This is a genomic window from Roseomonas sp. F4, assembly GCF_053891155.1.
Map to the genome: position 1 here is coordinate 506439 of NZ_JBSSHK010000006.1, position 13895 is coordinate 520333.

11 protein-coding genes are annotated in these 13895 nt (G+C 67.0%); 2 read left to right on the plus strand and 9 right to left on the minus strand.

The annotated features are described in order from the left end of the window. Window positions 1–84: 84 nt before the first annotated feature. Window positions 85–1623 carry an IS66 family transposase gene (gene tnpC / locus ACVFYP_RS25495; RefSeq protein WP_499203002.1) on the plus strand — a complete coding sequence of 513 codons (1539 nt, stop codon included), beginning with the start codon at window positions 85–87 and terminating at the stop codon, window positions 1621–1623. 315 nt (window positions 1624–1938) lie between these two features. Here tnpC and ACVFYP_RS25500 read toward each other — a convergent pair whose 3' ends face one another. The 9 genes from ACVFYP_RS25500 to ACVFYP_RS25540 all read right to left on the minus strand — a co-directional run bounded on the left by ACVFYP_RS25500 (window position 1939) and on the right by ACVFYP_RS25540 (window position 12078). Continuing rightward, window positions 1939–2502: a hypothetical protein gene (locus ACVFYP_RS25500; RefSeq protein ID WP_499202989.1), complete on the minus strand. Its 564-nt coding sequence runs from the start codon at window positions 2500–2502 to the stop codon at window positions 1939–1941. 221 nt (window positions 2503–2723) lie between these two features. Then, complete coding sequence (locus ACVFYP_RS25505; RefSeq protein ID WP_499202990.1) at window positions 2724–4694, minus strand: AAA family ATPase; 1971 nt, start codon at window positions 4692–4694, stop codon at window positions 2724–2726. Window positions 4695–5074: 380 nt separating this feature from the next. Next, window positions 5075–6103 (minus strand): DUF7146 domain-containing protein, encoded by a 1029-nt coding sequence (locus tag ACVFYP_RS25510; RefSeq protein WP_499202991.1) that lies wholly within the window; start codon window positions 6101–6103, stop codon window positions 5075–5077. 62 nt (window positions 6104–6165) lie between these two features. Further along, window positions 6166–8286 carry a ParB/RepB/Spo0J family partition protein gene (locus tag ACVFYP_RS25515; protein WP_216879200.1) on the minus strand — a complete coding sequence of 707 codons (2121 nt, stop codon included), beginning with the start codon at window positions 8284–8286 and terminating at the stop codon, window positions 6166–6168. Window positions 8287–8363: 77 nt separating this feature from the next. Next, window positions 8364–8783, minus strand: coding sequence for a hypothetical protein (locus tag ACVFYP_RS25520; RefSeq protein ID WP_230411002.1), 420 nt, complete (start codon window positions 8781–8783; stop codon window positions 8364–8366). Window positions 8784–8827: 44 nt separating this feature from the next. Further along, window positions 8828–9748 (minus strand): ArdC family protein, encoded by a 921-nt coding sequence (locus ACVFYP_RS25525; protein WP_216879199.1) that lies wholly within the window; start codon window positions 9746–9748, stop codon window positions 8828–8830. A gap of 161 nt (window positions 9749–9909) precedes the next feature. Continuing rightward, window positions 9910–10302, minus strand: coding sequence for an XRE family transcriptional regulator (locus tag ACVFYP_RS25530; protein WP_168049763.1), 393 nt, complete (start codon window positions 10300–10302; stop codon window positions 9910–9912). Continuing rightward, window positions 10302–10673 (minus strand): type II toxin-antitoxin system RelE/ParE family toxin, encoded by a 372-nt coding sequence (locus ACVFYP_RS25535; protein ID WP_168049764.1) that lies wholly within the window; start codon window positions 10671–10673, stop codon window positions 10302–10304. Before ACVFYP_RS25535 ends, ACVFYP_RS25530 begins: the two co-directional genes overlap by 1 nt. Window positions 10674–10695: 22 nt before the next feature. After that, a complete protein-coding gene (locus ACVFYP_RS25540) occupies window positions 10696–12078 on the minus strand; it encodes a tyrosine-type recombinase/integrase (RefSeq protein ID WP_168049765.1) in 1383 nt (460 codons plus the stop codon). A gap of 811 nt (window positions 12079–12889) precedes the next feature. Between ACVFYP_RS25540 and ACVFYP_RS25545 the strand changes: the two genes are divergently transcribed. Next, the gene (locus ACVFYP_RS25545; protein WP_499202992.1) at window positions 12890–13855 is read left to right on the plus strand and encodes a helix-turn-helix domain-containing protein; all 966 of its coding nucleotides are present in this window, start codon (window positions 12890–12892) and stop codon (window positions 13853–13855) included. Window positions 13856–13895 lie beyond the last annotated feature (40 nt).

Consider the following 13895-nt stretch of genomic DNA (forward strand, 5'->3'; position numbering starts at 1 on the left):
CGACGCGGCTGTGTTTGGGACGATTCCGGCGTGACGCCGCAGCCGAACAGCGCGCCGCCTGAGGATCCCGCCGCCCTGGCGGCGATGATCGCGGCGCTGCGCGGTGAGCTGGCCGAGGAGCGCGCGGCCCGTCGCCTCGCGGAACTTGGACTGCAGGCCAAGACGCTCGAGGCGGAGCGGCTGCGGGTGCAGATCGCGCGTCTCCGGCATGAGCGGTTCGGGCGGTCGTCGGAACGCCTGGCCGGTGAGGTTGCGCAGCTGGAGCTGCGGCTCGACGAGGTGCTCGCCGACATCGCCGCCGCGGGTGGCGCCGGTGACACCGAGGATCAAATCGCCAGCAGCCCGGCACCGGAGGAGAAGGCGCAGCGCCGCGGCCGTCGCCCGCTGCCGGAGAACCTGCCGCGGCGGGATGTCGAGCACCTGCCCACTGGCGGCTGCGCCTGCCGGTCCTGCGGCGGGGTGCTGCGGAAGGTGGGCGAGGACGTGACTGAGATTCTGGAATACCGCCCCGGCCGGTTCGAGGTGGTGCGCCATGTCCGGCCTGCGTTCTCCTGCCGGACCTGCGAGGCGATGACGCAGGCGCCGATGCCATCCCTGCCGATCGAGCGTGGCAGGCCAGGCCCGGGGCTGCTGGCCCATGTGCTGGTCTCGAAATACTGCGACCACCTGCCCCTCTACCGCCAGGCGGAGATCTACGCCCGGGACGGGCTGGACCTGCCCAGGGGGCTGCTGGCGGGGTGGGTTGGCAGGTCGGCCGCACTGGTCGAGCCGATGGCGGCGTTCATCTGTCGCCATGCGCTGTCCGGCCCGCGCATCCATGCCGACGACACGCCGATGCCGATGCTGGCACCGGGCCGCGGCAAGACGCAGACGGCAAGGGTTTGGGCCTATCTCCGCGACGATCGACCGTTCGGCGGGCGCGACCCGCCCGTGGTGTTCTATGAGTTCACGCCGGACCGTAAGGGCGAGCATCCGCAGCGGCGCCTGCGCGACTTCCAGGGCATCCTGCAAGCCGACGCGTACTCCGGGTTCAACGCGCTCTACGAGAGCGGCCGCGTGGTCGAGGCGGCGTGCTGGACGCATGCGCGGCGCTACTTCCACGATGAGATGCTGGCCAACGGCAGCCCGATCGCGCGCGAGGCGATCGAGCGAATGGGGCCGCTGTTCGCCATCGAGGCTGACATCCATGGGCAGCCGCCGGAGGCCCGCCTCGCCGCCCGCCAGACCCGCTCGGCGCCGGTGATGGCGGACCTGCAGGCCTGGCTGGAGGCGACGCTGCGGCGGATCTCCGGCAAGTCGGACCTGGCCAAGGCCATCCGCTACGCGCTGGCGCAGTGGGACGCGCTGACGACGGTGCTGCGCGACGGCCGTGCCTGCCTGCACAACAACGCCGCTGAGCGCCGGATGCGCCCGCTCGCCCTGGGCCGGAAAAACTACCTGTTTGCCGGGTCGCTCGAGGGCGGCAGACGGGCCGCGATCATCTACACCCTGGTCGGCACCGCCGAGCTCAATGGCTGGGATCCGCAGGCCTATCTGCGCGTGCTCCTCGACCGCATCGCCGACCACCCGATCAACCGCGTCGGCGAACTCGCACCCTGGAACCTCCGGCCCGACGCCACCTGAGCCGCGTCAAGCCGCCACGGCCGCAGCCGTCAGCGGACGCTTACGCCGTATCCGCACGGTCTGCTTTTGGAAAGCGGTGGCCAGTAAGCGGGCCGTTCATGCGGCGCATCATCGAGCAAAATTTGCCTCGTCAGCTCGCGACCTCATCCGAGCCGTTCGATGGCCCACTGTGAAGTTTTAGCTGCCATGTAGGCGGTGGCCGCATGAGACCGGATCGGTATGAGCCGGCAAAGCTTATCGGGTGCGCAGAAACACCGCACTGTGTGGACTCAGAGACGCAATATGCATCGGCGATCGGCGGTGGCAGAAGCGTCTCTACTGTCGTTGCGATAGTGACTTGTAGTAAATCCTGGCCGCGCCCGGAGTGGGCTCGAAGGTAAAGCAATCGCAATAGTCATCGATCGCCTGCATCACGCCGAGCAGGGCTGGGCCGGAGAATGCCGCTGCCTGGCCGGTGCCCCAATGGCTTAGGAAGTTTCCAACGATCGTCACCATGTTGGTGTTCAGGCCGGCTTGCTGGGCCGCGTCGAGTTGGAGGCTGTTGGCGGCCTTGTGCAGTTTGACGGCCGCCTCAATGGCCTTAAGGAATTCGCCCGCCAATTGCTTGTCGTCGTTGAAGGCGATGTCCACCGGCACCGGGATGCGGAGCTTGCTGATGAGATCGCTTAATCGATATTCCAAATACTGCCGCACGCCTTCCTTTGCGGAGTCGACCTGGCCGGCTTGAAGCATCGAAATGGTGCGGTCGCGCACCTTGTTGACCGCTCCGGCCTGCGGCAAGACGGCAACCTGCGGCGATCCCTCGAGGCGCTGGTGCCACCACGCTCCCGAACCGCTGTGCTTGTTGAACAGCTTTTCGAGCATCGTGTCGTGGCTCAACAGGATCACCTGCGGTCCTGTCGCGTTTCCGGGCCTCGCGAAGGTGGTTCTGATGAGTTCAACTAGAAAGTGCTGGTGCCCGGCGTCGAAGCTGGACGTCACATCATCGAGAACTACGAATTTCGGCAGTCCGCCGTAGAGAGACGCGGCCGCCAGATAGAGCGAGATCGCGAAGGCGTTGCGGAAGCTCTCGGAGAGAAGCGCCTGGGGCGAGACGTTCGTTAGCCCGTAGAATTGGGTAAGGCCGATGCGCAGTTCTTCGCTATCTGCCTTTTCGAGACGGCCGGCTCGACGCCGTGAAACGACATCTTCTTGAAATACTCCTTGAAGACGGGCTCGACGGCAGCGAGGCGCGCCTTGCTCATACCTGCCTCGGCCGTCGCGAAGGTCTTGGATGCATCAACGAGAAAGTCACGAACCCGATCAACACAGGCGTCTCTTACCGCTTCTTCCGCAATCGCATTCCGGGATTGCTCGAGCTTATTCCAGCTATCCTGCAAGCGCCGCGCGGTCTCCACTTTCTTGGTCACCTCGACCGACGACGGCGGCAATTCTTTCTCGAGCTGGGCCTGCTCGGCTGCCAACTGCGCATCGATCTCGCCAGCCCTGGTGCGCAGCGCCGCAAGATGTTCCACCAACGCCTCGGCTTCCGCCTTGGAGATCGAGCCAGCGGCGGCTCGGGTATTCCGGGCGGCGAGTAGGCGTTTTTCGGCGGTGGACTCCATCGTGGATTCGAGTTGAAGAAGCTCAGTCCACCCGGACGCACTCCATTCCGTCGCCAGCGCCGTAGCCGCCTTATCCAAGGCCTCGAACTCGGAGAGCTTGGAGGCAATGTGGTCCCGCAGGCTGTGAGTTCCCGTCCCATCGCAAAGCGGGCAAAGATGCGGATCCTCCCACTGTTCGGTTTCCACGACCTTCGAGCCTGCCTGATAAAGCTGGAGCATCAGATCGCCGGCGGTCCTTGCCACCGCGTCCTCCCGCTCAGCGGCAAGCGCGGTGAGTTGCGCGGCCCGCTCCGCAGTTGGAGCCTCATGATTAACTTTAGCGAGATCGCTACGCTCTCGGATGCAGGTGCCAAGGCGCTCGCGTTTCGGCCCGCCCTCGGCATCCTTGATCGCCTCGATGCAGGCGTCGATGTCGATGGCTGCGAACGCCTTTCCTTCACAGACAGGTTTCAGCGGCGCGATCTGGGCCAGCGCGTCCTGGCACTTCTCTTTCGCCGCCGTTGCATTCAACTCCCCAATGGCCGCGCCAACTAGAATCTCGTAGTCGTTGGCAATTGCTGCTGCCAGATCACGGGCGGTCCGCTCTTCGCGCGTCTTGTTTTGCGCATGGGCAGCAACACTGAAGTGATTGTTGAACGCGCGCGTGTTCACCAGACCCGCGAGAGCTTGGCGAAGATCGCTGTATGCCGATAGCCCCAGCAACCCGGAAAAGGTACGTCCGCGAACGAGTGGCCCCGCAGCGATGAACTTCTGAAAAGTCGGTCCATCGAGGAATACGAACTCGCGATTGAGCGCGGTCAGAATCGCGCTGGTATCCCAAGGCGCGGTGGCTGCGACCGAGCGATGGCCTAGCGCGTTCCGGCCGATGGTGATCGCGCATTTTTCCCCGCCGGGTTCGGCGACGAGCCGGAGCTTTATAGTGGACTGACCGGTCGAGTGAAATCGATTCTGGTAGTAGTCTTTGTCCCGCTCGGCGGCGGGGAGTTCATCCAGCCAGGGTAGCTTTCCGGTGATCGCGTAACGCACGGCGTCGTAAACGGATGTCTTGCCGACGCCGTTCACCGCCGAGATACTGCTGACCTTGTCGGGCTGCAGCCTGAGCTCGAGGGGGTGCCCCTCATTGTTCACGCCTCTGAAGCCTTCGATCGAAACGCCTTCAAGTAACCAGCCGGTCACTGGCGGCAGGGGCGCGGCCAATGGTTGGGCGGTAGCCGCGTTAGCGGGCGCTGCCGCGACCTCTACCTCGCTTGTGTTTTTGTCCTCGGTGGGCGGCGCGGCGCAAATCTCGAACAACCGATCCCAGACTTCATCCGCCTTGTACGTTCCCTCGAGAAGCGCCGTGAATTGCTTTCGCATTTCCGCTCCCAGCGCGGCGTCCATCTCGTCGATATAGTTTCCGAACGCGGATAGATTGTCGTCGAGACTTGCATTCTCGTCGAATGCAAAGGCAGCTGCCCGTACAGGCATAATATACAGCCCCCCATTTTTGCCCATTTCAATTATGACGTGATTACTTCGTGGGCACAAGTGTCGGAGGTTTGATCGGGGTGAGTGGCGCGGTGGCGATAAAGCCGCCGCCAGCAGCGCCCAAGGTGCCAGAACCCGTGAATGCCACGCTGCCACTGAGAATCATGCTTGGAGGGCAATTCATGACCCTCCAAATGATCGCGCGCGGTGGATTTTGTCGAAGCCGCTCTGAACCCGAATAGTGATGCCACACCGTCAAGGTCGCCAAGTACTAGCCGAAACGTCCGCTTCTTGGCGATGGCAGGGTCTAGCTGAAGGTCCGCGATGGGCGCGAAGCGGACGAGGGTCATGCCCGCGTTGAGATGACCGTTTGGCTAAGGTTAGCCATTGCCGGTAGGCAGCAGGGCTGCATCCACAGGTGCCATCTGCACGCGCACCCACGCGGCCAGCTCGGCAGCTCCGATCTGGCGTAGATCTTCGTTGAAGTCTTCCGAACGCGGGCTCAGGGCGACAGACTCAATGCCCGCTCGCCCGGCGCACTCGGTTAGCATTGCGGCAGCTCGGTTGCCCGCGTGGTCGCTGTCTTGGGCAACGTAGAGTCGACGCACACCAGGCGGCAGGACAAGAGCGACGAGATGACTCACCGATAGCGCCGCGATCATCGGCAGCGTGGGCAAAACACAGCGCAGTGCGAGCATCGTCTCGATGCCCTCGCCTACCGCGACGACCTCCTGTGCGGCGCCGAACCGCACGCCATTCCCAAGCAGTCGGCCCATCGCCCGCCGCGGGGTCGCGACCGGCGCCTTGCCGCTGCCGTCACGCGCGAGCCAGGTGCGGTGTACCCCGGTGATCGTGCCGCCGAGGTCCGTCACCGCGGCGAGCATCGCGGGCCACGTCTCGACCGGCGCGTTCTCGTCGGCGCGGTAGTAGCAGCGCGGGTGGAAGCGCAGCGCCGGCAGGTCGTCCAGGTACGTGACACCCCGCGCGCGCAGATAGGTCTCGGCGAGCGTCCCCTTGATCGGCTGCCCGGCGTTGAACAGCCGGCGCGCCGCATCCGGGGAGCCGACGGCTACAGGCGCGCGCTGCTCGGGCCTTTGCGGCGCGGGCAGGCTCAGGAACCGCCGAGCCTCCTCCAGCACGTCGCGCAGGCAGTCGAGGCCACGCGCCCGGGCAACCAGGTCCAGCAGGTCGCCATGATCGCCCGTCGCGGCGTCGGTCCACTTCCCGGCGGCGCCACTGCCCGCCTCGGGCCCGTGCAACCGCACGAACAGGCTGCGCCCCGGCGTGTTCGTGACATCGCCCGCAGTCCACCAGTGCCCCTCGCGTCGGCCGTTAGAGAGGTAGTGGCGGCAGACCGCCTCGGCGTTGCGGGCCAGGCGGCGTGCGAGCGCGGCGGCATCTTCGCGCATTGGTCCCTCCATAAAGATGCGGGCCCGCCTTGCGACGGGCCCGCGAGGTGCAGGGAGGCCGGTTACTCGGCGGCGATGGCGGCGATGGGGAACGCCGCGGCCTCAGTGTCTTGAGCCGGCGGCGCCGAGGCGATGGCCGTATCGCCGCCCTCCGCCGCCGTTTCCGCTTCGCCCTCTGGCGCCGCCTCGGTTTCCGCTTCCACCGCCGCGAAGACCTGACCCGGCGTCCGCAGCGGCTCGGGCACCCAGTCGGTGCCGGCGAGCAGCTCCTCGGCGGCCGTCGCCATCTCCGCCTTCTTCAGGCCAGCGATGCGCTCCGCCGCCCGCACCCCACGCGCCTCCCGTACGGCGGCGAGGATCCTGCCCTTGGTGACGCGGCCTAGATAGGCCTCCGCCGTCGGCCGCCAGCCGACCGCGGCCATGTCGAGGCTGACCGCTTCGGCGATGCGGTCGGCATGCGCGATCGCCTTGGGCCGGCGGTTGTAGGCCTCGTGCACCGCATTGACCGTCAGCCCGACGCAGTGCGCGAACAGCGCCTCGCGGCTGTCGGCGTCGAAGCCGGCGAGGATCCGCCAGAGCTCCCCCGGATCCGTCGGCATCTGCGCCTGCCAGCGCGCATGGCGGGCCTCGATGGCGCGTGCCGAGGCGGTGTCGGCGAGTCCCGGGGCCTGGGCGGAGAACAGCGCGCTCTTCGGCTCGATCTCCAGGCAGGAGTCGAGGCCGTAGCGATAGAACAGCCGCAGGCAGAGCGCGTGCAGTGCGGCGAGGAAGGCCGTCTGCGGATCGGCGGCTAGCGCGTCGCGCAGCGCGAGGGTGCGGTGCGCGGTGAGCTCGGTCAGCAGCCGGTCGGGCAGCGGGCGGATGCCCTCTTCCTCCTCCGGCGGCTCGACGGGCGGGGCGGCCGTGCCGGTGTCGGGCTCGGAAGTGGTCTCGCCCTCCGTCTCCGGATCGCCCGATCGCTGGTCGGTCCCGACCTGCTCCTGCTCCGGCTCAGCCGCGACCGGCGGCTCGTCCTCCGGCCGGACGTAGCCGCTCTCGACGCGCAGCGCGCCCGACCCATCGATGCTGACGAAGACGCCGGCGCACGCCATCTCCTCAGGATCGTAGGCGACGGGCCGATCCTCGAAGGCGGCGAGCGCCTCCTCAATCTCGGCCAGGCGCCGGTCGGTCTCCTCCGGCACCTCGTCGGCCTCGGCGCAGTCCTGCTCCAGCCGGTCGAACTCGGCCTGGAGCGCCTCGCGCCGCGCCGTCTCCTCCTCGGTCAGCGGCTGTGCTTCGCCGGCCAGGCGACGGAGGCCGTAGCTGTGGCCGTAGGGGAAGTCGGGCGCGGCCTCGACCCATCGCCAGCCCTCGGCGCGGATCGCCTCGGCCTCGCGCTCCAGCCGCTCCCGCGCGAGGCGGTCGAGCAGCCCGGCATCCTGCCACCAGCCGCCGTCGTCGGGCTGGAACAGGTCGCGCAGGATCAGCCCGCCCGCGGCCTCATAGGCCTCGGCGCCGACGAAGCGGGCGCGCTTGTCGGAGGCGCGGACGGCACCCTCGGTCAGCAGGCGGCGTATCTGGTAGGGCTCCTTGGTGTAGGAGCGCTGCAGCGCCTCCCAGACCTGCTCCTGGCGCTCATGGTCGGGGCTAACGGTGAAGGCCATCAGCTGTTCGAGCGTCATGCCGTCTTCGGCGTAGAGGTCGAGGAGGCGGGGCGAGACGGCGGCGAGGCGCAGCCGCTGCCGGACGACGCTCACCGAGACGAAGAAGGCCGCGGCGATCTCCTCCTCCGAGCGGCCGCGCTCGCGCAGGGCCTGGAAGGCTCGGAACTGGTCGAGCGGGTGCAGCGGGGCGCGCTGCACGTTCTCCGCCAGGCTGTCCTCCTCAGCGATGCCCTCGGTGCGGATGATGCAGGGGATCGGCGCGGTGCGGGCGAGGCGCTTCTGCTTCACCAGCAGTTCCAGCGCGCGGTAGCGGCGGCCGCCCGAGGGCACCTCGAAGGTGCCGGTCTCGCGGCCATCGTCGTCCAGCACGGGGCGGACGGTGAGGCTCTGGAGGAGGGTGCGCCGGGCGATGTCCTCGGCCAACTCCTCAACGGCGATGCCGGCCTTGATGCGCCGGACATTCGCCTGGCTGAGCACAAGGCGGTTGAAGGGGATGTCGCGCGAGGCGGACAGCGCGACCTTCGGGGCGGACTTCGACATGGGGGGTCTCCATGACGGGCCGGCCGGGAGCCTCTCTCCCTACCCCTGAACCCGTCACGATGACCGCCTCGGCCCTCTCACTCTGTTCGCGCCGCTGGTGCGGGACAGGGTGCGAGGTTCCACACCTCCGCGCCGGCCGCACGATAGGCATCCGCGACATCCGCGAGTGGCGCGTAGGAGAACGCATCCCAGGGCGGCGGACTGGCGGGCTCGCCGACCGCGACCATCGGGCCGCGCACCGCGAGATCGCAGACGACCTCGAAGGGGAGAGCGCAGCTGTCGATCACCGGCAGGCCAGCCGCGATGCAGGCCGTCTTGATGGTCTCGCAGTCGTGCCCACTGAGATATCCACCGCGGGCGAAGTAGAGGGTAAAGCCGCCGCGGCCGATGGCGAGGTGACCACCCTCGGTCGTCAGAGCTTCGCGGATGTAGTGGCCATAGCGCTCCTCTGCCTCTGACGCGATGAGCGGAACCATGGCGCTGTGCTGCTGGGTCATGACACGGCCTCCGCCACATGTGTTTCATCGGTGACCGCGTCGGTCTAGGGCGCGAAGGCGAGCAGGAAGTCGGCCGCCTTTGACGCTGCGCTCGCCGCCCGAACGATCGCGCGATTGTCCTCGCGCAGCACCTCCAGCCAGGAGCCGATGTAGTCGGCGTGGCGCACCGTCGGCACGATGCCCAGGTCGGCGCAGGTGAAGGCCGCGGTCATCTCGGCGACCAGCTCCTCCTGCGCGTACTTCTTCGAACCGAAGCTGTTGGCGATCTCGCGGCCAAGGCGCGACGCGTGCCCCGTCCAATGGCCGAGCTCATGCAGTGCAGTCCGGTGCCAGTCGATCGGCTGGAAATAGGCCTGCGGCGGCGGAACGCGGATGATGTCGCCGAGCACGTCGTAGTAGGCGCGCTCCCCGCCGATGCGGACGTTGGCGCCGGAGGTCGCGATCAGCGACTGGACGCGCGGCTCGATAAGCGAGGTATCCGCGGGCGGCGCCGTCGCGGCGAGTTCGGGCGGCAGTCCGTCGCACTGCTCGACGTTGAATACGGTAAAGCGCTTGAGGAAGTGGATCGCGCGGGCGTCCTTGCCCGTCTCCTGCGCGCGCTGGCGTTCCTCGCCGGGAATGAAGCGGTCGGCATAGACGACGGTGGTACCGCGCTCGCCCTTTCGCACGCTGCCACCGAGCGCAAGGGCCTGGCGGAAGGTGAGCCAGCTCTGGCCGGCGTAGCCGCGCTCGACGACGGCTCCCCAGAGGATCAGGACGTTGATCCCGGAGTAGCGCCGGCTGGTCGCGGCGTTCTTCGGCAGGGCAAGCGGCGCGGCCACACCCGAGGCTCCCCAGGGCTGCACCCAGGGCAGCCGCCCGGCATCGAGTTCAGCGATGATCCTGTCGGTGATCTCGTCGTAGAGGTTCGCGCGGTCACCCGAGGCTCGGCCGCTCGGGGCCGGCCGCGTCGCGGAGCGGGTCATGGCGGTTCTCCATGACGGGCCGGCCGCGAGCCTCTCTCTCGGCCCGGAAACCCGTCACGGCGCCAGCCGCCAAACTCTCACTCTGCGTTCGAAGCGCTACCGCCGGATTTCGCCCATCCCGGCACCCGGATCCTGGGTACTACTCACGGCGGATCGTCCGATCACCCGGCGCGGGCGGCCGCACGCGGCTTGGTCTGCCGCTTGACTGCGACCTTCCTGGGCCCGGCGGAAACGCTCGGGGCGACGTCGCCCAAGTGCTCGATCCGTACAGGCGCGCGTGAAGGCAGGCGGACGACGAGCTCCAGCTTTCCGCCGATCGCCTCGACATAGCTTCGGAGCGTCGAGAGATACATGTCCGCCTGCTTCTCGATCTTCGAAATCGAGGGCTGCTTAACCCGCAAGGCAGATGCGATTTCCACCTGCGCCTTGCCAGCCATACGGCGCAGCTCGCTCAGGCTCTCAACCTCATCAATGAGCTCCTGGGCGCGCGCCTCAACACGTGCCCGCCGCGCCTCGGGAAGCGCGGCAACGACATCATTCAGTGTTCGTCCCATCACGTTTTTCCCTTCTTCGCGGCCTTGAGCCGATCGAGATGCACCCTGAAGCGCCTTTCGGCTTTCGCGATGAGCGATCTGTAGAAGCGCTTCTCACTGCCACCCGATTTGTCGCCGGCGACGAGCAGGATGGCCTTGCGCTCGGGATCGAACGCGAAGGCGACACGCCAGACGCCGCCCTCCGCCTCGAACCGCAGTTCCTTCATGTTGGCGAACGCCGAATCCTTGAGCGTATCCGCATGCGGGCGGCTCAAATTCGGACCGAACGCGGAGAGGAGCTTGGCGGAAGCCAACAGTTCATCCTGCACGGCTTCCGGTAGCTCTCCGAACTCCGCATCGAACTCATCAACAAATAAGACCTGCCAAGTCATTTATAGCTCCCAGGCTATATCGTCAAGGCTTCAGGCCGTGAGGCCCCGGGGTCTGATCGGCGGCGCTGGCTTCGGCCAGGTGGCTCACGGCCGGCAGCAAAGGGTTCCCGAGGTGCCGTGAGAGCGCCATCTCCCTGGACGCGCGATCCAGCGCGTAGCCCCGACGCCGGAACTGCGCACCCTCCAGCAGCGCCTGGATGTATCCGGCGACCGTATCGGCGGCCATGATCAGCGACGTGTCGACCGCGTGAATGTACCGGCTGGTCACCGATCCCTGAGCGTGTCCCAGCAAAGCTGCGACAGTCGACTCAGTGAAGCCGAGATCGTTTGCGATGCTGGCGAAGCTGTGGCGCAAGACATGGGGGGTGACGTCAGCGAGCGGTGTCTTCGCGAACATCCTATCCCAGTGCTTCGGGAAGCCGATCAACGGCTTGCCATCGAGGAAGCCGCGGAACACCGGGCCGACTGGCTCACGCGGCCTATCCGACTCCAGCATATCGACGGCGGGAAGTCCGATCGGGCGCACGGACGCGCCCTCCTTCGTATCGTGGAGCCGAAGACAGCTGTTACCGGTGTCCACCTCGGACCAGGTCAGATTCAGGATCTCGCCGCGCCGGCACCCGCTCAGGGCGAGCAGCCGGGTGATCTTGGCCGAGGTTCGGAGCTGATCGTCAGCGTGCGCCTTCGCCAGCAACCTCCCGAGCAGCCGATACTCGTCCTCCGAGAGACGTCGCGTCCTCTTCTGGTCGGCGGCTTTACGAATGCCATGCGCCGGGTTGGTACTGATGATGCCGGCCTCCCGCGCATAGGTCAGCAGCGCGCCCAGGAAGCCAACCGTGCGGCGGCCCGTCCCCATGCCGCCGCGGACGATGGCGCGCCCGCGCCTCCGCGTCTTTACGTCGGCCTTTGTCTTTCCAGATGCGATGTCGCGCATGAATTGCGTCACGTCGGCGTTGGTGAGGTCCTTCACGCGCCGCGTGCCGAGCAGCGGGACGATATGGCGCTTGATCCGACCTTCGTCCGTGTAGATCGTCGAGGCCTTCTTGGGCCGTTGCTTTTTGCCAAGGATCAGGCCGGCCTTGGCATCGGCCAGATAGCGCTCGCAGAGCTCTTTGACCGTGATCGCGCGGTGGTCGAGCTCGCGCTGCTCCGCCGGATTGTCGCCTTGCGCAATCCGGCCCAGGAGCACGCGAGCTTCCCGCCTCGCCGTCTCGGGCGTCCACACGCCATGAGTGCCGATCGTGAAGCGGCGGGTGCGCCCCTTGGCGCGATACTGCACCAGGTAACTGCGCCGGCCCGAGGTGAACACCCGCATGCCGAACCCGGGCAGTTCGTCATCCCAGATGAAGTAGTCCCCGGCCTGCGGCGTTGCCTGGTCGACGGTGCGCTTGCTGAGCTTTCCCACGTCCTGTGCTCCTGGTCCGAGTTGGGACCCGTGGCTCCACTTACGGAAGCACCACGGAAGCACCCGGGCCGAAACTTCGACGTGCAGACGGATACACGATGCGGTCGGCGGTGCCAGAAAATCTCAATCTACGTAGTGGTTTAGGGGGTTCTAGCGTAAAGAGAGAAAGACTGGCGAAGACCGCCCCAACACGCTCCGAAGGCAGAGGTCGAAGGTTCGAATCCTTTCGGGTCCGCCAATTTATCCAAACCAACTCAACGTGCTAGCGGAAGCCCTTCCCGGCCGGAGGGTGTTGCGCAGGCTCACGGAAGCAGGCGGTTCGAATCTGTCCTCGGCCGGTATGTGCATCCATCCCAGCTTGGCCTCTCCAGGCGGCGGCATATTGGGATCCCAGAAGCGACAATCCTGCGGTTCATCGCCGTGCTTCGGGCAGCCCGAAGCTGATACGGCTGTCATAGGCCCCCATCAGGCGCGCGCCCTGCGAGCAGATGCCGCCCCGCAGGGCTGCCGAAGACGTTTGCTGTCACCTGAGCGGTGATTTGCCCGGGCAGGTCGCAGCGGAGGCCGGTGATGAGCGCGGCGGGGGATAACGCTGCCGGCCTTCATACCGAAAAGGGCTCGCCGGCGCCTTGATGTCCGCCGACCCCATCCCGGCGAACTGCTTTTTCAAACGGAAAAATGCTGGTCACAGAGGCGGTGTAAAGACCTCGCCACATGTGCATGCGGCACGCATTTGCATCGATTAACTCGCGAGGCGCCGGGCCAATGGGGAGGATCAGGCCACCGACACAGCCTGCCGCGGAGAACCCCCATGAACCCTTCCCAGACCCTTCGCCCAGCCACGGTCACGCATCCCATGATGCAGGAGCCGGCCTGGCCCGCCTGGCGGCGGCCCATCCGTCCGGACTATGCGGGCGGAACGCTGCTGCGCCAGACCCAGCGCAGCTGGAGCAGTGTCAGCGCCGCAGTGTCCGAGGTGCAGTGCGGCCAGCAGATGAAGATCGGCCTGCAGGCCGACTGCACGCAGCTCTCCATCATGCTGGAGGAAGTGGGCGGGCAGACCGCCATGTGGATCGGTGCGCCGCAGGCGGCGGCCGGAGCCGGCACGCGGTTGCCGATGTCGCTGATCCCGCCGCGACTTGGCGCATCGGGCGAGGCGCGCGGCCTGCGCTACCTGCGCCATCTGGTCGTGCAGTTCGATGGCGATACGCTCGCCGGCATGCAGGAGGATGCGATCGACCTCGACACGGTCCTGGCACCGCGGGTGATGTTCTCCTGCCCCCGGCTGCTCGGCCTGGCGCGGCTCTTCGCCGACGAATGCGACAGCGGCGCGCCGGCGAACCTGCTGTATGGCGATGGTCTGTCCGTCGCGCTGTTGCAGGGGCTGACTCAGCTGGACCGCGTTGCGACATCAGGCGCCGAGAACGGCCGTCTCGCACCGTGGCAGTTGCGCCGGGCGCTCGAATGCTTGCAGGACAAGCTGGAGCAGAACGTGCCGCTGCTGGAACTCGCCACGCTGACCCGGCTTTCGGTGTCCTACTTCTGCCGCGCCTTCAAGGCCTCCACGGGACTGCCGCCGCACCAGTGGCAGCTGCGGGCGCGCATCGAGAAGGTCAAGGAAATGCTGCTCGATGACCGAGAGCCGATCGCGCAGATCGCGCTGCTCGCCGGCTTTGCCGACCAGGCGCATATGACCAGGACCTTCAGGCGCGTCGTCGGAACCAGCCCCGGTGCCTGGCAGCGGCCGCGCCGCGTGGTGGCGCGCCGCATCGCCTGAGGTCCCGCCCAGGCAGAAGGGCAGCGGGGGGGGGAAAGAG

Coding starts and splice junctions, on each gene's coding strand:
- ACVFYP_RS25505 (WP_499202990.1), bottom strand. CDS start 4,694: ATGCCTGTACGGGCAGCTGCCTTTGCATTCGACGAGAATGCAAGTCTC.
- ACVFYP_RS25530 (WP_168049763.1), bottom strand. CDS start 10,302: ATGGGACGAACACTGAATGATGTCGTTGCCGCGCTTCCCGAGGCGCGG.
- ACVFYP_RS25525 (WP_216879199.1), bottom strand. CDS start 9,748: ATGACCCGCTCCGCGACGCGGCCGGCCCCGAGCGGCCGAGCCTCGGGT.
- ACVFYP_RS25515 (WP_216879200.1), bottom strand. CDS start 8,286: ATGTCGAAGTCCGCCCCGAAGGTCGCGCTGTCCGCCTCGCGCGACATC.
- ACVFYP_RS25520 (WP_230411002.1), bottom strand. CDS start 8,783: ATGACCCAGCAGCACAGCGCCATGGTTCCGCTCATCGCGTCAGAGGCA.
- ACVFYP_RS25535 (WP_168049764.1), bottom strand. CDS start 10,673: ATGACTTGGCAGGTCTTATTTGTTGATGAGTTCGATGCGGAGTTCGGA.
- ACVFYP_RS25545 (WP_499202992.1), top strand. CDS start 12,890: ATGAACCCTTCCCAGACCCTTCGCCCAGCCACGGTCACGCATCCCATG.
- tnpC (WP_499203002.1), top strand. CDS start 85: ATGATCGCGGCGCTGCGCGGTGAGCTGGCCGAGGAGCGCGCGGCCCGT.
- ACVFYP_RS25510 (WP_499202991.1), bottom strand. CDS start 6,103: ATGCGCGAAGATGCCGCCGCGCTCGCACGCCGCCTGGCCCGCAACGCC.